14 protein-coding genes are annotated in these 18,622 nt (G+C 59.8%); 2 read left to right on the forward strand and 12 right to left on the reverse strand.

Translation table 11 applies throughout. The features are described from left to right. Window positions 1-317 precede the first annotated feature (317 nt). Window positions 318-680: an antibiotic biosynthesis monooxygenase family protein gene (locus V5S80_RS06195; RefSeq protein ID WP_395169898.1), complete on the reverse strand. Its 363-nt coding sequence runs from the start codon at window positions 678-680 to the stop codon at window positions 318-320. Between the two features lie 215 nt (window positions 681-895). Between V5S80_RS06195 and V5S80_RS06200 the strand changes: the two genes are divergently transcribed. Then, window positions 896-1,687 carry a PaaI family thioesterase gene (locus V5S80_RS06200; protein WP_395169899.1) on the forward strand — a complete coding sequence of 264 codons (792 nt, stop codon included), beginning with the start codon at window positions 896-898 and terminating at the stop codon, window positions 1,685-1,687. Between the two features lie 29 nt (window positions 1,688-1,716). On the opposite strand, the gene V5S80_RS06205 is transcribed toward V5S80_RS06200, so the two are convergent. The 11 genes from V5S80_RS06205 to V5S80_RS06255 all read right to left on the reverse strand — a co-directional run bounded on the left by V5S80_RS06205 (window position 1,717) and on the right by V5S80_RS06255 (window position 18,123). Then, complete coding sequence (locus tag V5S80_RS06205) at window positions 1,717-2,553, reverse strand: ABC transporter ATP-binding protein (RefSeq protein WP_395169900.1); 837 nt, start codon at window positions 2,551-2,553, stop codon at window positions 1,717-1,719. Then, window positions 2,550-3,683, reverse strand: coding sequence for a FecCD family ABC transporter permease (locus V5S80_RS06210; RefSeq protein WP_395169901.1), 1,134 nt, complete (start codon window positions 3,681-3,683; stop codon window positions 2,550-2,552). Before V5S80_RS06210 ends, V5S80_RS06205 begins: the two co-directional genes overlap by 4 nt. After that, a complete protein-coding gene (locus V5S80_RS06215; RefSeq protein WP_395169902.1) occupies window positions 3,676-4,884 on the reverse strand; it encodes an ABC transporter substrate-binding protein in 1,209 nt (402 codons plus the stop codon). The genes V5S80_RS06210 and V5S80_RS06215 overlap by 8 nt, the downstream gene beginning before the upstream one ends. 147 nt (window positions 4,885-5,031) lie before the next feature. Further along, window positions 5,032-6,309, reverse strand: coding sequence for an MFS transporter (locus V5S80_RS06220; protein WP_395169903.1), 1,278 nt, complete (start codon window positions 6,307-6,309; stop codon window positions 5,032-5,034). A gap of 5 nt (window positions 6,310-6,314) precedes the next feature. After that, a complete protein-coding gene (locus tag V5S80_RS06225) occupies window positions 6,315-10,484 on the reverse strand; it encodes an AMP-binding protein (protein ID WP_395169904.1) in 4,170 nt (1,389 codons plus the stop codon). After that, complete coding sequence (locus tag V5S80_RS06230; RefSeq protein ID WP_395169905.1) at window positions 10,477-10,752, reverse strand: acyl carrier protein; 276 nt, start codon at window positions 10,750-10,752, stop codon at window positions 10,477-10,479. Before V5S80_RS06230 ends, V5S80_RS06225 begins: the two co-directional genes overlap by 8 nt. Before the next feature lie 40 nt (window positions 10,753-10,792). Further along, window positions 10,793-12,337: an AMP-binding protein gene (locus V5S80_RS06235; protein WP_395169906.1), complete on the reverse strand. Its 1,545-nt coding sequence runs from the start codon at window positions 12,335-12,337 to the stop codon at window positions 10,793-10,795. Continuing rightward, window positions 12,334-12,897, reverse strand: a complete 564-nt coding sequence (locus V5S80_RS06240; protein WP_395169907.1) for an FcoT family thioesterase — start codon at window positions 12,895-12,897, stop codon at window positions 12,334-12,336. The genes V5S80_RS06235 and V5S80_RS06240 overlap by 4 nt, the downstream gene beginning before the upstream one ends. Then, window positions 12,894-13,775, reverse strand: coding sequence for a TauD/TfdA dioxygenase family protein (locus V5S80_RS06245; RefSeq protein WP_395169908.1), 882 nt, complete (start codon window positions 13,773-13,775; stop codon window positions 12,894-12,896). Before V5S80_RS06245 ends, V5S80_RS06240 begins: the two co-directional genes overlap by 4 nt. After that, window positions 13,759-15,813 carry a cytochrome c oxidase assembly protein gene (locus V5S80_RS06250; protein WP_395169909.1) on the reverse strand — a complete coding sequence of 685 codons (2,055 nt, stop codon included), beginning with the start codon at window positions 15,811-15,813 and terminating at the stop codon, window positions 13,759-13,761. Before V5S80_RS06250 ends, V5S80_RS06245 begins: the two co-directional genes overlap by 17 nt. A 6-nt stretch (window positions 15,814-15,819) precedes the next feature. Next, complete coding sequence (locus tag V5S80_RS06255) at window positions 15,820-18,123, reverse strand: heavy metal translocating P-type ATPase (protein WP_395169910.1); 2,304 nt, start codon at window positions 18,121-18,123, stop codon at window positions 15,820-15,822. Window positions 18,124-18,300: 177 nt separating this feature from the next. Between V5S80_RS06255 and V5S80_RS06260 the strand changes: the two genes are divergently transcribed. Then, window positions 18,301-18,483 (forward strand): hypothetical protein, encoded by a 183-nt coding sequence (locus tag V5S80_RS06260; protein WP_395169911.1) that lies wholly within the window; start codon window positions 18,301-18,303, stop codon window positions 18,481-18,483. Window positions 18,484-18,622: the final 139 nt, after the last annotated feature.

Raw genomic sequence — 18,622 nt, forward strand, 5'->3', positions numbered from 1 at the left:
CCAAATAAAACACCACTCATTGGCGGTCGTATCGTTGACTACATTAGGGAGTTAATCATCGCGCCCGCACCTGCCTTACGGGTATCACAGCCCCTTGCGAGGGCCGCGTAGAAAGACCGAACATCCGCTGCTGTTACGTGAGGCGAGCACTATCCACATCTATGGAATCAGGTGGGGGCGCATAGCCCCCCCGGACCACAGTGCTCGCCACCTGGTATCCCCAAGGGTCACCACCCGCCACCAACAACCTAGACGCCGCTCTCCGCGCCCAGCCACAGGTCAGTAATGCAGAAGATGGAACTCAACATCTGTGCGTCCTAACTGTTGGCAGGCTTTTCCGCAGCATCCTTCGTTAACATGATGTCATAGTTGCGGACCTCAGAGTTCATTGCTCCATGCGGAGGCCTCTTCGCCTCATCCTCATCGTTCGATTCGCGCTCGCGCCACCCGTGATCATCCCGAAACTTACGAGAATGACGCCACCCCAAAAATGCTTCCCTATCGCGCCACCGTGTGACCACAATCCAACGGTCATCCGCCGGCTCGGTCGGCTTACACAGCTCAAAACCCTCGAAGCCATCAAACGTGTCTAGCGATTGCATGTTCTGTTCAAAGCGGGAAACCACCTCATCGGCTCGATCCGACGTGATAGTCAACTGATTCGTCACCATAATGCTCATAAATTCATCGTAAGCAGTGAGCAACCACAAAATAAAGCGACACTATGTCGCAATTCTATTTCCCCAGCCTAACCTACCCCTCATCGTATAGAGCACACTGTCGCCAACATAAAAACCACACCGACAACACCACCACACCGACACGGCCAACCACACACCCCGCACTTTCCCAAAAACCACCCGCTCACAAACCCACCCCGACTAACCTCAATCACATGAAAATCCGCACCGCCGTGGCCTACCTGTCAAAAAAATTCCGATTAACCCGGCTCGCCCCCCTCATCATGAGCGCCTACCCACCATTGTTCGCCTCCGGAGTACGAGTCACATCCGTCAGCAACGACTGGTCAACAGCACACCTTAAACTCAAAGTAAACTTCCTCAACAGCAATAACCACGGCGCCGCTTTCGGCGGAGCCCTCTTCTCCATGACCGACGCCATGCTCGGACTCCTCGTCATGCAAAAACTCGGCAACCACTACGAAGCCTGGACCCGCACCGGCACCTTCCAATACCTCACCCCCGGCCGCAACAACGCACACACAACCGTCCACATCACCGACGAGATGATCACCACCATCCGACACGAAATCGACACCGAAGGCTACTGCAACTTCCCCTACACCACAGTCATTACCAACGACGACGGATCCATCGTCGGCATCGCACAACAAGAACTTCACTGCCGCCGACGCCGCAACCACACACCACCCCACCCGAGCACAACACCCAACACCCCCCACCGCGAAGCACGCGGAATCACCCTCCTATCACTATCGACAGCTCTCGCATGGCGAGCATTCCCCGAACCAACCACCACACAAAACACCAACAACCACACCAGCGCCACCGACACACGAACCACAATCCTCCGCACCGCACGACGCATCCCCGCACCAGAAGACCGAGCACGCTACGTCGTCAAACAAGTCCTCGACGCCAACGCCCTCACACGAGAACAAATCCTAGAAATGGGAATCCCCCCACGCCTCCTCCCCACCACATAACCCCACCAACACACAACCCACCAGCAGCCTTACCGGCCGCTAAACAACAAATGATGCTCCCCCGTCCGAGGATGAATAATCCGATCCACCTCCACCCCAAACGTCGACCTAATCAACTCACACGTCAACACAACCTCCGGCACCCCCTCCGCCACAACACCCCCACGATCCATCACCACAACATGGCTCGCATACCTCAACGCCAAATTAAGATCATGCACAGCCATAACAACCGTCACCGACAACCCCGCAACAAGCTCCAACAACGAAAACTGCGACGACAAATCCAAATGATTCGTCGGCTCATCCAACAACACCACCGGCGTACCCTGAGCCACCGCACGCGCCACAAGCACACGCTGCTGCTCCCCACCAGATAACGTCGAAAAAACACGACCCGCAAGATGACTCGTCCCCGTCGCCTCCAACGCCCCCCACACCGCAGCCGCATCACCCGACCGGCCACCACTGAGCACCCCACGACCCGCCGTACGCCCAACCTCCACCACCTGCTCCACCGTAAAATCCACCCCACCACCATGCTGCTGCGTCACCATCGCACGCTCACGAGACAACTCCCGAAGACCCCGCCCCGACGTCGAACGCCCACACAACACAACCTCACCCTCATCGGCACGCTCCGCCCCCACCACAACACGCAACACCGTCGACTTCCCAGCACCATTCGGCCCCACCAAAGCAGTCACCCCACCCCTCGGAGCCCAAAACGACACCCCATCTAAAATCCGCACCCCCTCCCTCGTCACAGAAACACCAGACAACCTCAACGCAGAATCAACACCCGGCGCAACATACGACCCATCCCCATCACCCACCACGGCACCCATCGAACCAGTTCGTGTCACAACACACCCCCTGACCGATGACGATGAAGAATCCACAAGAAAAACGGTGCCCCCACCGCACCCGTAAACACAGTCAACGGAAATTCCTGACCATCAAAAAGCGACCGCGAACAAATATCAATAAGGACAAGAACAACCCCACCCCACAACGCCGACAACGGAACCACCCATCGATTGTCCGGCCCCACCACGAAACGCACCAGATGAGGAACAAACAAGCCAACAAAAGCCACACCACCAGCGAGAGCAACAGACACACCAGTGAGAACAGACACAACAACAATCATCACCAGCCGAAGACGCGACGGCGAAATACCAAGAGAAATAGCATCCTCATCACCAAAAGCAAGAGCATTCAAATGCCGCCCGTGCACCACCGCAACACACCCAGCACCCGCAACACCAACAGCCGGGATCACTAAATCCCCCACACTCTCCGTCCCAGCAACACTACCCATCATCCAGAACAGGATCCCCTTAACCTCCGTGGGATGCGCCTGCAACTGCACAAACGTCGTCGCAGCCAACGCCACCTGCCCGACACCAACACCAGCCAAAACAATACGCCCACCCGTGAACCCACCATGCCCACGAGAAAGCACAATAACCAGCAGCAACGTCACCATCGACCCAAGAAATCCAGCCACCGGAGTGCTCACTGAGGCACCCATCGTCGTAACCGTCGTCATCGTGACAACAGCCGCCAACGTGGCACCAGCCGAAACCCCCAACACCCCAGGCTCCGCCAACGGATTCCCAACCACCACCTGCAACACCGCACCAGACATCGCCAACGCAGCACCAACTAACACCGCCGCCATCGTCCTAGGCACCCGATACGTCCAAATGATCTGACCATCAATAACCTCAGGACTCACCGGCGCCGACCCCGGAACAACATGATCCCGAAGCACCTGAAAAACAACCCCAGGCGCCACCGTCACCGCACCAATACACACAGCAAGAACACACACCGCCGGAAGAGCACACAACCCAATGACGGCAACCCACCACGCACCCACACCCCCACGGGTACCACGTTCACCATCAACGCAACCAGCACCACCACGACCCACAGTCGCCGTCGACACTACCCCCCGAGAACGAGATTCATCCTCCACGTCAGGCATCGTCGCGCTTCACACCCGCCCCGGGGTGGGCCACAGCAGCGATCCGCTTCACAGCAATATCGTTATACGGGCCGTAGTAAATACTGTCAGAAACCGACACCCAACGCCTCTTCTTTGACGCCTCCCACTGCGGATACTCCTTGAACAACTTCTCCGCCTCAGCCTCAGGGTTCTCCTCCGGTGAATACTGCCCAATGACCAACACATCCACCTTCGCCGTGGCGAGCTTCTCCTTCGTCAGATTCATCGTTGCCTCGTGCCCACCAGTCACAGCGTTACGCGCCCCCGCAGCACTCAGAATGCTGTCATAGATGCCACCTGTCATGACAGCCGGAAGGCCATGAGCATTCATGGCAGCCATTCCCGGATACGCAATAAGTGCAGAAGGCCCCTTACCAGACGACCGGCCTTCCCCCTTCTCATCAACAGCTTTCTTCGTGTCCTTGATCGTAGTCAAACTGCCAGAGATAACATCCTTCGCCGTCCTCTGAACATCAAACATCGTGCCGAAATCTTCGATCATCCGGAACGAAGCATTAATCCCCTGATCCTTCGACCCCTCCACGCTGTCCTTGTGGGTACCCGCCCCGTCGCGGCCCTTCCCAGCATCACACTGACCAGGGTTGACGTACGTTGCAATACCCTGCTTCTCTAACTGTTCGCGCGACGGCGAACCATTGGCCGGATCAAACCCACCAGCCCACGTGGACACAACCAAATCAGGCTTCGCCGCCGTAATCTCCTCAGCAGACACAGTGCTATTAGGTTTATCAGCCCCCGGAAGCGTCTTCACCCTTTTCACCTCGTCGGCAACACCAGGCTTATCAGACACCCCATAATTCTGAAAATTGCCCACAATTTTGTCACCCAGCCCAAGTGCCAGCAATGACTCCACCTCACCCACAGACGCACCATTGAGCACCACCACACGCCGCGGCGCGCTCTTCACAGTCACATCCATGCCACAGTTTTTAATCGTCACCGGATACGACGTTGCCCCCGCGTCCGGAGTGTGATAATCCTCCACAGATTCCTCATGCTTCGGACTATTGCACCCTGCCAACGTTAATGACGCAACAACAAGAGCTGTTGCCACCGACACCGCGCGCCTCCGCCCCACTCGTGACTGAGCTGCCCCCTTATCAAAAAACCCCCGCAAGGGCGCAGAGGAACGGACATTCTTGAGGCAAAAAACGGGCATGACAGACCTTTCTCACACCTGACGTACACGGTGACAATGACAAGCTGACGATGGCAATAGGTCGTATCAACAACCCTCAGAGTTCCCTTACCCCCGAAATTAGGGTGGAAATCGCTGCCCACACCCCACCCTCACACCGGCACCAACCTACCGCACCACCATCCGGCGAACACCAAAAATAACAGCAGAAACAGGGAAACATAGACACGCCAACGACGCGACCTCACCGGGCCCGCCCGTCCTCAGCAACCACCCTGCCAACGCAACCCCCACACCAATAGCCACATACGTGACAGACACATTAACCGCCATCGCCTGCCCCGTACCCTGACCAGCACCACGCTGAATAATCCACTGCGTCGCAGGAGCCATCGCGAACGCAGTCAACCCCCACAAGAACACAGCACCCGCCGTCACTCCAAGACCAACATATCCACCCAGACAACCACCGACACCCCCACCTAAATGACCAAGCGCACACTCCCACAACACCACAACAGCCACCGCTCCAAGCAGCGGCGAAACCACCGCAACCAGATCGCCACCATACTTATCGATCAACTTTCCCGACAGCAGCGACCCCACCACGCCACCCACACCCGCGGCGAACAACAACATGACAACACCACCATCAGCAACAACCGGAGCGGTAATCTCCTCCAAATACGTGTACACCGGTATCGACGCACCCAGAAACACTGCGTATCCGATGATCACCGCACTCACCCGCGGATGCAGAACCACCGCTGCCATCTCACGTAACGACAACACACCAGACATGCCAACCCCAGCCTCATCAGCACCCGTCAACCCAGTCATCGCATCACACCGGCCACGCTCCGGGGATGTCACCCACAAGCCCACAGACACCACCCCTGCCGCAATACCAGCCACGACGAAAGCAGAACGCCATCCCAGCGTCGCGGAGAATACCGACCCCAACGGCACACCCACCATGACCGATCCGACAATACCCAACGAAACCAGGCCCAGATTCCGCCCCATTCGACTCGGATCACTCTTCCCAGTAACAACAGCAAACGCGCACGCCACTGCACCACCAGCAAGCGCACCAGCTAAAACACGACTCGCCTGTAGTGCCCAAAACCACGGCGACACCGCAGCGCACACATTCGCCACCACAAACAACCCCGACCACCACAGAAGCATCACATAGGGCGACCACTTCCTAAACACCACACTCAGGATCGGCGCGGTCACCGCCAACGACACCGAATACACCGTCACCAAAGACCCCACACTCGACGGCGAAACATCAAAACTCGAACTAATATCCCCCAGCAAACCAGCAATAATATAGTCGTCTGTATAGACCAGGAAACACATAGCCACCAACCAGACAAGCCACCGCTCACGAGTCCGACCCACCGACGACACAGAATCGTCCCTAGTTAACTCTGACATCCCTATTACCCTTCCGTTGTATTTCCTGTACTTAAGTTCCTATCGGAGCGCACATCACCACCAACACAGCCTGGACTCACCACAACCACCCGCGCCCCTGGCAACTCCACCAGATCATCCCGGGTAGGTGGGTCCGAGAAATACGACTCAGCCAAACGAACCCACTCATCCACCACAGCCCACGCCGCAAGATTGCGCTGCGGCCACTCACTGGCATCCACCAACGCCTTCCACTCACGCAAAGGAAGACAACGACCAGCAACCTCACCAAGCACATCCGGGTAAAACGCCACAACACCGCGGAGCACCACAATCACCGAACCACCACCAGGCGGCACAGCAGACAATCCAGCTATATGACTAAGAACAGCCCCCGCAGCACCATCCGCACTAAGCACATCCTCCCTGACAGGCACATCCGGATACGCTCCCACCACCCGGCACAACTGCCGTAACACCAACAAAATATCCACCCCTGGACCCGCACCATGACACTTCCACACAGCGCCACTGCCCCCACCAGGCAACACCCGAGGTAACCGCACCACAGTAGCGGCACCTCCGCCCCGCCGACACACCTCAATCTCCGCCCGCGACTTCGAACCCGCATAAGCAAGTTTCGCCTTCTCAGGTACGGTAACCAGCGGAGCATCCGGCGCACTACTGGCCATCGTTGACGACATGTGCACATACCGCGCACCATTCACCCGCGCCCACACCGCCACCTGAGCAGGAACATCAACATTCAACGGACGGAGGGCGTCCTCCGTAGCAGTGACATCCATCGCACCCACAGCGTTCACCACCACAGCCGGGTGCAGAGCGTCCAGTGCAGCAACCAACCATGACCTGTCCTCAGCGAGATCTCCTGCACCACCGACAACATGCACCGACTCATCCTGAATATCTGGGCCGTGACCTCGACACAGGAGAACTAACTTGGCGCCAGCTACCCGGAGATCAGGATGAGAGCACCAACGCCGCAGAATTCCAGATCCCACCGTCCCTGTACCACCAAGGAGAAGCACGCTCGTGGATGTCTGCGCTCCAATATCGGCGAGCGCGCGCAGCGCAGCACCCCTCGCACTATGGTCACGCGACCTATCTCCACCCCTCGACCCCGACATTTCGGCACGGGGCGACACCACCGCATCAGCCCCCATGCCACCCCGACCCTGCTCACGAGCACAATGAGCAAGAAGGCCCCTCGCAGAATCGGCTACAATAAGGTCCCTCACGGTCACCTCACGACCCAGCAGGCGTCGCGTGGGTCCCAGTAATCTAATCAGATCCAGCGACGCCACAGCATTATCCGTCAACGATGTGTCCGGACCCATCTCCACACCCAAGCACGCATTCCATACGCGAACCAGGTCATCCACCTCCCCACGATCAACGTAGGGTCCCATCTCCACCGGCTCGGACACGGGTGTGCGAAGAACATCCTTGTCGACACCGCCACGGGCATCGCGAGGAAGGCGGTCAAGTACAACAACCTGGCAGGCAGTAGCACCATGATCGGCGGCATGACGGCGGATGACAGCCCCGATCCGCCCCCTCGTCGCGCGAGCACTTCCCACGTGCGGGCAACACCATACGGTGAGTCGCCCGTCCACCGGTTCCATGTGGAGATCAGAGATCAGCCCAGTAGCACGGACGGCCCGGCTGAGGGCGGCCACATCAACACGGCGGCCAGCAATTTTAACGACGTCATCGCAGCGGCCGGCGAAGATCGGAGCACCATCAATTTCAGACACGGAAACCCGGTCGCCAGTGGAAAAGGAGCAGGTGATGACACCATCCTGGCGAAGCGTTCCAAACTCGGGCGAATGGCGGCCCAGGTATCCCGCTGCCACTGACGGCCCCATAAGAACAAGTTGGCCAAAAGCGATGGCCATGCTGTTCGCGATCAGTGGTGTTCCTACCCGAAGGTCGGGCTTGGCGGGTTCGGGCGGGTTGAGTTGCGCCGTGGAGACAACCACGGTGGCCTCGGTCGGCCCATAGGTTGATAGTAGGTCGATATGTGCTGTATTGCCAGTGGACCACTCAGCCACGGCTGCTGGATCGACGGGTTCTCCACCGATGACAATTGCACGCAGTGTGCTGCTCGCTAGTCGCCGTCGCATCTCCGGGTCCCTGGCCATGACGTTCCACACAGAGGTGGGAAGGTCAAGGATCGTCGCACCGGTAGCAAGGATATCCCCGATGAGGTCATCTGGTTCATGGGTGTGCCGCCACCTCCCGCGAACCAGACGGGCGCCAGTGAGCGCACTGAGAAAAACTTCCTCAACGCTAATATCCGAGGTCAAAGGTGTGCATTGGAGAACCGTGTCTGTGGGAAGCCAGCCATATCGTTCCTGTGCTGAAGCAAGGAAAGCCACCAAGTTGTAATGAGTGACGCAGACGAGTTTCGGTGTTCCTGTTGTCCCGGACGTGGGCATCACGTAGGCGGTGGACTGTGCGCTTGCTCTCAGCTGTCCTGCGTCGCCGTCGTCGGTGGCGTGTCCTTCTCTTCGCACGAGGTAACGCCCGGTTGTCTGCACGAGCGCGGTGAACACCCCGGCACCTGGCATACCACTCCTCAGTGCGGACACTCGATCGTCAACGTCGTCCACTGAGTGACACGGTGAATACCCTGCTCCGACCAGGTGGGTGGCCAACGCAAGGTCAGTCGCCGAGTCTGACAGGTCCTCAACGAGGACGACAATGTCACCCGGACTCACCCCAGCTTCCTTCAACGTTGTCACCCATCGCGTCACACCAGGGGACCAGCCTCGGCCCTGAGTATTGTGTGCACTGGGCAGGCATGTCCACCGCTCTACTCCCCGATCCTTGGTTGTCCCACCGAGTATCGGTACCCACGCCTGGACAGCTGGTGCAACAGGCTCCTCAGGAGTGCTCTGAACGAGAATTTTTACGATCTCATCCATATCAATCGACGTAGGGTGCTGCCTTTCCCCCGGTTCAGTGGGGGTTTTGTCCCAGACGTGGAGGATCATGCGGTCGGCGTAGTCATCGAGCACACATTGAATGGTTGGGCCTTCCACGGGGCCGATGTGTGTCGTCTCTGGAACACCGTCGATAAAAGGACGGAGCTGATCAGCGACGGGTCGGCGAAGAACGTTGATGGTGAGGTTCCCGGCGGGCAGCGCGCCAGCACGCAGAGCCTCTCGTCGTAGGAGTTCCTCCCGGAACATCCCTCGGCGCTGGGCAGCAACCATCGTTTTATCGACCGTTCGGATCAGCGTGGACCATGACGCCGCAGCCGAGAATGACACCCGCTGAAACATCGTGTTGACCAGGCATGATGCTACACGGAGGCGGTGATCGATAAATCGTGGATCAACAGCGTGAAGAACGCGCACGTCGGTGGACTGAAGCCGTGCCGCGGTGTGGGCTACCAGGCCGGCAGTGAGCAGAACGGGCACGCTCACCTGGTGGTTGTCCGCGGTGTCGCGGAGTGCGCGGAGGTGGTCGCCGTCCACCACTGTGGTGGTGGTACACCACGCGCGGAAGGCCTGCTCTTCGACGGTGTCAGGCTCGGTGGTGGTGCATGGTCCGTGGCTGTTGTGAAGCTCTGTGCGCACGTGGTCACGATGGCGGTGTGCTGCTTGTGCTGCGTGGTCCCGTTCCGCTGCGTGAGCGTGGCGTAGTTTGTCGACGCTGGTCGCCAGGGGTGGGGGGTCATCGGGGCCATCTCGGAGGATCCGACCAAGGTCCTCCTCCAGGAGGTTCACTGCTCCTCCGTCGAGGATGAGGTGATGTGCTTCCATGTCCACGCACACACCGTCGGAGGAGCAGCTGATAGTCAGCCGAGCAAGTGGGCGGCCTTCCACACCATCTGACCATGTTGACGCGAGAGTGGCGCGTCTGGCGGGGTTAGTCCCACTGGTGTCGTCCACGGTGACGGTGGTGACGATGTGCCCTGGTTCAAGGTCAATGATCATTTCGGGGTCTCGTCCGCGCTCCATGTGGAGAGTGGAGAGGAGAGCCGGGTGGTGAGCACATAAGGCGTGCAGGGCGTCGCGGAGGTGGCCGACAGATAGGTGGGGGAATCGGTATCGGCGTGCCAGAAGGTACGTGGTGGGATCGTGTGTTTGTGTTGTTCCCGCGAGGATGTTGGTTTGCGACAAGCTCAGGGGGTACCGGTGGGTATCGGGGGTGTGTTCAGCCATCTGTCGAATTGTCTTCTCGTGATGCGGCAAGGCCTGCGGCGATCGTGGTGATACTCGGGCATGCGGTGATCTCTGGGAGAATATGGGGGCCTGTTGCCAGGCCGAGGTCCCTCAGGATTCGAGTGAGGCGGATTGAATCGAGGCCAAGGTCTCTCAGGTCTGTGTCGTCACCGTGGGTGAGGTCATTGTCGTCTATGTATAGGGAATCGAAAACGACCGCACGGGCCGTGGCAGTGTCGGCGGGGGTGGGGTGGTGGTTGGCTGTCATTGTTGTCCTTGTTTGAGGTCCTGACGTTGTCGCGCACGTGTCAGTGTGGTGTGGTCGAGCTCGTTGTCGTGGTGGGCGGTGTGGTGTGGTTAGGTGATGTGGCAGCGTACATGCGGGTGAGTTCGCTGCGTCGTATTTTCCCGGATGCTGTCCGCGGGAGATCATCAACGACCACGATGAGCGCTGGTCGCGCCTCCGATTTCGCGTGTGCGCGGAATTGCGCCGCTATATCCCGGCACAGTGCCGTCGGATCATGGCCTTTATCTGCGACGACGGCCACTCCGACGACAGCACCGAAGTCGTCGTCTGGTACGGCGAAACAGGCGGCGTCGGCGACGCCTGGGATCGTTCGAGCAAGGGAGTCGACGTCGTCTGGTGACACGTTCGCCCCACCGCAGATGATCAGTTCGGATACTCGGCCACGGAGATAGACGAACCCATCGTCGTCAATCTCGACGATGTCACCGGTGTTGATCCACCCGTCGACCAGTGTTTCTGCTGTTTTTCTTGGCTGGCCATAGTATCCCAGCATTCGTGCGGGTGTTGCGATCCACAATGTGCCCGTGCGGTCGGTGTTGATCGTTGTGGCCGGGGTGGCGGTGGGGTCGGCAATTATGCGGATGCCAATCCCTGGGTAGGGTGTGCCGACACTTCCGCGTGCCACCAAATCCAATGATCCTGGGCCGGTGGGCAGGCATAGTGCGGTGCAACCGGTTTCGCTGAGTCCATAGATTTGGGCGGTGCGCGCGCCAGTGGATTCGATGGTGGCGACGTCGTCAACCATGGCACGCGATCCGCCATAGACGACGAGCCGAAGTGTTGCTGGCATGCGCCCTGCTCGGATGTCTTCTGCCAGGTGATTCATCATTGCTGGGACTGTGCATGTGGTGGTGATGGCCCAGCGGTTGATCACTGTGGTTGGCGATTGTGTGGAGTGTCCGGTGATGGTGTGGCAGCCGTGGGCGAGGCCGTTGAGGATCCACCAGAGACCACCGATGTGAGATGACGGGAGGGGGGTGTAGGTGGTGTCGTGGTCGTCCCAGGTGATCCAGTTCAGCCCGTTCTCGCGGATGAGGTCGGGAATGGCGAGGAAGGAGTGGAGCGGGAGGGTGACCCCTTTGGGTGTTCCTGTGGTCCCGCTGGTGAAAAGGAGGATGGCAGCCTGGGATCGATCTACTGGGGGCAGGGCGCTCATCTCGGTGGCCGTTGTGTGGGCACCGGGTGAGTCGGTGGGGGGGATGGTGTGGTCGGGTGTCAAGGTCAGTGATGGGTTGACGGCGTCCCGGCAGGATTCCACGACGGCGGTGGGGGCGGAGGTTTCCAGCACGGATGTCACCGCGCCAGCGGCCAAACATCCCAGGATGTGCAGGTAGGAGCGTGGGCCGCTATCTGAGATGACGAGTACTTGTCCTCCGGCGCCGACGTGCTCTGCAACGTATTTCGCTGTGCGTGTTATGTCGTGGGCAAGTTCCTGCCAGGTGAGGGTGGTGGTGCCGTCGGTTGCGGAGAGTGCGTCGCTGTGAGGCTGGCGGGTGGCTGTGTGGATGATCCTCTCGATGAGATCACCGGTGGGCATGCTGGTCATTGTGTGGCTCCTACGCGTTCGTCGTCGAGGAGGATGGCGATGTCTACTGTTCCTGTTGCTGTGCCGGGTTTTCCACTGGTGTCGGATTCGTCGCCTGTGAAGTGAACGGTGGCCGGGGCGTGGACGTATCGGCGTCGTCGCTCAACAATGGATGGGTTTTCCACAACGATGGTGCCTGTGAAGGAGGCGCCGTCGATCGGGGCGAGGTAGGCCGACTCTAGTTTTCTTATCAGGATCGAGGGGAGTTGGTTTCGTTGGAATTCGTCGAGGTCCCAGTGGCGTAGTTCTGGTATCAGTCCGCGGTCGGTTCCGTGGGCGACGAGTGCGTAGAAGAGCTGGTTGAAGCAGATGACGAACTCGGCGGCGTTGAAGTGGCCGGTGTTGCGAATATATGAGGAAGAGCCGATGCTGAATCGGCCCTCGGCTCGCCAGCAGGTGTTGGTCACATGGGTTTGTGCTGTCTGTAGGTAGCGTGCTTCCCTGGCCTGGTAGGGCTCCATGACGGTGGTGAGAAGGTCGTCGGGGATTGGTGAAAGTTGTGGTTTTTTCTGTCGTGTCATGCGGGGTGTCCTGGTGTGGCCAGACCATCGAGCATGGTCACACGGTGAGTGGTGACTGTGCCCTGGACTGTTCCGTGTTTTGCGCGGTGGGCCAGGACTCGGTTGTCCCAGAGGAGGGCGTCACCGACGCCGAAATGTTGGGTGTGGATGAGGTCGTTGTGGAAGGTGTCGTCGAGTTGTCCGGAGTGTTCGAGTAGGTCGTGGAGGATACGTGGTTCGAGTGTGTCCCCGTCGGTGGTGTGGATGCTTTCGGTGAAGGCTTCGCAGATGTAGAGGATTTCTTCGCCGGTGACTGGGTGTGTGAGGACGGTTGGCCATTGCTGGGGTGGGGTTGTCTCCTCGATGTCGCGGATAACGTCGCCGATGGGGCGGTAGACGTCGGATGGGCGGATTTTGACGTAGCGCCGGGGTGAGTGGGTGGCGGTGGTGCCGCGTACGTTGTCCTGGAGTTGTGTGGGGATGCGGCGCCATGCTTCGGCCATGTCGATGAAGTAGGTGCCGCGGTCGGAGCCTGGAACGGCGAGTGGGAGGGTCATGGTGAGGGCGAAGGGTTCGGGCATGAATTGGTAGTCGATGTGCCAGAATGCGCCGGTTTTCGGGACACCAGTTCCTGTTGTTTTTTGTTCATTGGAGGAGACGAAGATGTCGGGGAATTCCGGGTGGTGGTACATGGGTTCGTAGTAGGGGCGGACTGTGCCGAGCGCCCGGCCGAGGTTGAGGAATTCCTCTGGGGTGGGGGTGATGTCTTTGAGGACGATGAGTTTGTGTGTGTATACGAGGTTGCGGAGTTCTTGTGTGTCTTCTCCGGCTGCGATGCGGACGGGGTCGATGCCAAATACTTGTGTGCCTAGTCCGTGGCCTTTAGTTGTCAGAGTCATGTGAGATTTTCCCTCCTGTGTTGTTGTCGGATTTGTTGTTCGTTGTTGGTGGTGTCGACGCTGTGTCCAGGGGTGTTGGTACTGATGGTGAGCGTTGTGCGTGGATGTTTTGGAGCATCTGGTTGTAGGCGTCGAGTTCGTCGGTTTTTCCTTCGTCTCCCCAGCGGTCCATTCGTTTCGCTTCCTTTTGGTCGCTGCGGTACCACTGGACGCCGAGGGCAATGGCGACGATGAGGATGGGCACTTCGCTGAGGCCCCAGGCGACGGCGCCGGCGAGGCGTTGGTCGGTGAGGCGGTTGTGTAGCCAGTCGATGGAGAGTTGTCCGTAGAATTTCTCGGCGATGACGTTGTCGAGGGTCATCATGGCGATACCGAAGAATGCGTGGAATGGCATGGCGCCGAGGAGGAGTCCTAGGCGGGCGATGTGGGGCATGCGTCGGGGGCCTGGGTCGTCGCCGATGATGGTCCAGAAGAAGAGGTAGCCGCTGATGGTGAAGTGGATGCTGATGAAGAGGTGCCACCAGTGGTATTTGGCGAATTCGCCCCATAGTGGGGTGAAGTACACGATGTAGAGTGACGCCACGAACATGATGAAGGTGAATGCTGGGTGGGTGACGACGCGGGAGAATCCTGAGTGGATGAGGGATGTTGTCCATTGTCGTGGGCTGGTGAGTGTGACGCCGCGTGGTGAGGTGGGTAGTGCTCTGAGCATGAGTGTCAGTGGTGAGCCGAGGACGAGCATCACGGGGGCGTACATGTTGAGCATCATGTGGTTGCCCATGTGCACGCTCATCATGGCTGCGGAATAGGCTTGGAGGCCGGCGGAGGTGCCCATGAGGAGGCTGGCGCAGCCGGTGAGCCACCATACGAGGCGGCTGGTGGGCCATTCGATTCCTTGCCGGCGTACGTGGGTGAAGCCCCAGATGTAGAGTCCTGCGATCACTATTGATGCGGTTCCGAGGAAGAAGTCGAATCGGAATGTGGTGATGAGGCGGAGTGCGTTTGGTGGGTGTGGGAGCGGGTAGCCGAGGAAGACATCCCAGATGGTGAATTGGTGTCCGAGGAGTGCGGGGGCGGTGTAATAGTGGGCGGCTGCTGCGGCGAGGGCGAGGATGGTGGCGCCGGTGTGGTCGATGGTGCGGGACCAGGGTGTGGTTCCGGTGGTTGTGGTGCGCACGGTGGCGGCGTCTTTGATGGCGAGGATGATGAGGGCGATGGCTGCGGCGAGGCAGATGCGTCCGTAGGTGGTGGTGATCAGCATTGATCCTGGTGCGAGGAACCACAGGATGAGTATGGCGCCGAATGTGAGGCAGGTGAGTTCGGCGATGAGGCTGGCGAGGGCGATGCGCGAGGTGGCGATGGTGGTGTCGGTGTCGTTGCTGTGTTCGCGGAGGGTGGTGAGTACTTTGAGGCCGAGTATTGCGGCGAGGGTTGCGTAGACGCCGAAGGACAGTGTGGTGGCGATGTCGTGGTTGGGGCCTTGGGCGACGTTTCCGGTGACGGGGACGGCCATGACGCCGATGAAGGCGGGGATGGTGCTCATCACGGTGGGGTTCCATCGTGCGCGGGGGCCGTTGGTGATGAGGATGATGAGTGCGCAGATGGCGCTGACGAGCCAGCCGTAGGATTCTTCAACGGCGGAGAGGATGTCGCCGAGTGCGTTGGTGTGGAGGAGGCGGGTGGCGGGGATGCCGGAGGCTGTGGCGACGGAGAGTGGCAGCATGAGTAGTGAGCCGATGAGCCAGAGTGCTGCGAGGCTGGCGATGGCTCGTTGGACGAGGTAGGTGGAGGCGGTGAGCCATCCGTTGCGCATGGGTGAGGAGGTGATGGCGACGAGGATGATGCCGCCGAGGATGAGTGCGCCGGTGGTCCATGTCACTGCGGAGGTGGTGGAGTAGGCGATGGCGGTGGGTGTGCCGGGGTAGGGGTCGCCTGATTCGGTGAAGGGGTGTTGTCCGAGTATGGGTACTGCTGCGGCGGTGATGGCTGCTAGGGGTGCGAGGAAGAGGGAGAGGGTGGTGAGAATTTTTGTCCACATGGTGTGTTACTTGCTCCTCAGGTGGTTGTCTGGGGTGTGCCCAGTGTGCCCGAATGTGCGGAGGCGAAGGCTGTTGGCGACGACGAATAGGGAGGATAGGGCCATGGCGAGGCTGGCGATGAGGGGGTTGAGGAGTCCGGACATGGCGAGGGGGATGGCGGCGACGTTGTAGCCGAATGCCCAGAGGAGGTTTCCGCGGATGGTTCGGTTGGTGGCTTGTGCGAGGTGTAGGGCGTCGACGACGGTGGTGAGGTTGTCGCGGACGATGATGAGGTCGGCGGCGTCTTGGGCGATGTCGGTGCCGCTGCCGATGGCGATGCCGAGGTCGGCGGCGGCGAGGGCGGGGGCGTCGTTGACGCCGTCGCCGACCATGGCGACGGTGTTGCCGGTGTCGCGGAGGTGGCGGAGTGTGTGGACTTTGTCTTCGGGGAGGACGCCGGCGATGACGTCGGTGATGCCTATGTGTTTCGCGATGGCGTGGGCGGTGGTGGGGTCGTCGCCGGTGAGCATGATGCAGCGTATTCCGGCGTGGTGGAGTTGGGTGACGGTGGTGGTGGCGGAGGGGCGTGGGGTGTCGGTGAGGCCGGCGATGGCGGCGAGGGTGCCGTCGATGGTGACGGCGATGGCGGTGCCGCCGTGGTGGCGGATGTTGGTGGTTGTGGTGGTGATGTCTGGTGGGAGGGGTGTGGGGTGGCAGGCCCAGGTGGGTTCGCCGATTTTGATGGTGTGGTTGTTGACGGTGGCGCTGACGCCGCGGCCGTGGTGGAGGTGGAAGTTGTCGGCGTCGGGGATGGTGGGGGCGTTGTCGGTGGTGTCGAGGGTGGTGTGTGCGTAGGCGACGAGTGCTGTGGCGATGGGGTGGTTGGATGCGGTTTCTACTGCGGTGATGGTGGCGAGTGTGTCGTGTTGGTTGTGGTTGCCGATGGTGTGGAAGAGGGTGACGCTGTGTTGTCCTGTGGTGAGTGTGCCGGTTTTGTCGAAGACGACGGTGTCGATGTGTCCTGAGATGTCGAAGGCGGTGTGGCCTTTGATGAAGACGCCGAGTTCGGCGCCGCGTCCGGTGGCGACCATGAGGGCCATGGGGGTGGCGAGTCCGAGGGCGCAGGGGCAGGCGATGATGAGGACGGCGATGCCGTTGTTGATGGCGTTGGCGGTGGTGGCGCCGCAGAGGAGCCAGATGAGGCTGGTGGTGAGGGCGAGTGTGGCGACGGTGGGGACGAAGATGCCGGCGATGCGGTCGGCGAGTCGTTGTGCTCGTGCTTTTTCTTGTTGTGCTTGTTCGACGAGGCGGATCATTCCTGCTAGGCGGGTGTCTGATCCGACTTTGGTGGCTTCGATGACGAGGTATCCGTCGAGGGAGATGGTGCCGCCGGTGACGTCGTGTCCTGGGGTGGTGGCGATGGGGCGTGATTCGCCGGTCATGGCGCTGGCGTCGATGCTGGCGGTGCCTTTGATGACGGTGCCGTCGGCGGCGATGCGTTGGCCGGGGCGGACGATGAAGTGGTGGCCGAGTTTGAGTTCTCGGGTGGGGAGCATCATGGTGCCGGTGGGGGTGATGATTTCGACGTCGGCGGGCATCATTCCTGTGAGGGAGCGTATGGCTCGTCCGGCGGTGGATTTTGCTCTGGCTTCGAAGTAGCGGCCGGCGAGGATGAAGACGGTGACTCCGCAGGCGACTTCGAAGTAGACGTTGTCGACGCTGATGATGGCGTTCCAGATGCCGTGGGGGTGGCGGGTGTCGTCGAGGTGGAACATGGAGTAGAGGGACCATGCGGTGGCGGTGATGATGCCGGTGGAGACGAGGGTGTCCATGCTGGTGGAGCCGTGTCTTAGTCCGGTGAATGCGTTGGTGTGCATGGGGTAGGCGCACCAGAGGACGACGGGGGTGACGAGGGCGATGAGGACCCATTGCCATCCGGGGAATCGGGTGTCGGGCATGATGCTGAACAGAATGGAGAGGTCCGCTACTGGGATGAAGAGGATGAGGGAGACGATGAGGCGGGCGAAGAGTTTTCGTGCGGTGGTGGCGTCTTCATCGTTGTTGTCTGGGATGGCGGGGTCTTTGGGTTGGGCGGAGTAGCCGGCGCGGCTGATGTCTTCGCATAGTTGTTCGGTGGTGATGGGGTGGGCAGCGTCGATGATGGCGGTGCGGGTGGCGTAGTTTACGGATGCGGTGGTTCCGTCGAGTTTGTTGAGGCGACGTTCTATTCGTGCTGCGCATGCGGCGCAGCTCATCCCGCTGACGGTGAGGGTGATCCGCTGGGGTGGTGTGGAACTGGGGGCTGTTCCTCCGCCGTCTATTTCAACCATGTTGTTCCTGTCTGTGCTGGTGCTCTGTCAGGAGGAACCCTCGACGAGCGCAAAATTGTTCCGATAGGCTGTCGGTCAATGCCGCTCTAAAGTTCCCGGCGAGTTCAATAAGGCGTCGTTGCCGTCCCCCTGAGGGGGGTTGGTGGTGCTCAGTATTCGCTAGGTATCTGCGTTAAATTGTGGTTCCACCTCGGTGGGGCCTCGTTGTTGCTCACTGCTGGGCTGATTGTGACCTGTCTCATTACGGGGAGGAAGCTCTATCCGTCTGAACCGTTGATGGCGATCGCAGTATCCATGTTGTGGGCTGCCGGGTCAACAGTTGTGGTGGCTTTTCTTCTTAAACTGGTTCTTCATCGTTAATACCTCTGCGGCACCCCGGGGATGTCCCAGGGTGGCGTCCAGATAATGGTGGACGTGATATACCCATATTTAATAAGCTCGGCTAACATTAATGGGGGTGTGAACACTGCGGCCCGCACAGCCTGCGCTCCATCCGGCA

This window comes from Corynebacterium sp. PCR 32, from assembly GCF_037464985.1.
In the GTDB taxonomy this organism is placed as follows: domain Bacteria; phylum Actinomycetota; class Actinomycetes; order Mycobacteriales; family Mycobacteriaceae; genus Corynebacterium; species Corynebacterium kroppenstedtii_D.

Bases quoted from the DNA above. Each gene is read 5' to 3' on its own strand.
- V5S80_RS06230 (WP_395169905.1), bottom strand. From the start codon at position 10,752: ATGACAGCCAACCACCACCCCACCCCCGCCGACACTGCCACGGCCCGT.
- V5S80_RS06250 (WP_395169909.1), bottom strand. From the start codon at position 15,813: ATGTGGACAAAAATTCTCACCACCCTCTCCCTCTTCCTCGCACCCCTA.
- V5S80_RS06225 (WP_395169904.1), bottom strand. From the start codon at position 10,484: ATGGCTGAACACACCCCCGATACCCACCGGTACCCCCTGAGCTTGTCG.
- V5S80_RS06210 (WP_395169901.1), bottom strand. From the start codon at position 3,683: ATGCCTGACGTGGAGGATGAATCTCGTTCTCGGGGGGTAGTGTCGACG.
- V5S80_RS06220 (WP_395169903.1), bottom strand. From the start codon at position 6,309: ATGTCAGAGTTAACTAGGGACGATTCTGTGTCGTCGGTGGGTCGGACT.
- V5S80_RS06215 (WP_395169902.1), bottom strand. From the start codon at position 4,884: ATGCCCGTTTTTTGCCTCAAGAATGTCCGTTCCTCTGCGCCCTTGCGG.
- V5S80_RS06200 (WP_395169899.1), top strand. From the start codon at position 896: ATGAAAATCCGCACCGCCGTGGCCTACCTGTCAAAAAAATTCCGATTA.
- V5S80_RS06245 (WP_395169908.1), bottom strand. From the start codon at position 13,775: ATGACTCTGACAACTAAAGGCCACGGACTAGGCACACAAGTATTTGGC.
- V5S80_RS06255 (WP_395169910.1), bottom strand. From the start codon at position 18,123: ATGGTTGAAATAGACGGCGGAGGAACAGCCCCCAGTTCCACACCACCC.
- V5S80_RS06195 (WP_395169898.1), bottom strand. From the start codon at position 680: ATGAGCATTATGGTGACGAATCAGTTGACTATCACGTCGGATCGAGCC.
- V5S80_RS06235 (WP_395169906.1), bottom strand. From the start codon at position 12,337: ATGACCAGCATGCCCACCGGTGATCTCATCGAGAGGATCATCCACACA.
- V5S80_RS06240 (WP_395169907.1), bottom strand. From the start codon at position 12,897: ATGACACGACAGAAAAAACCACAACTTTCACCAATCCCCGACGACCTT.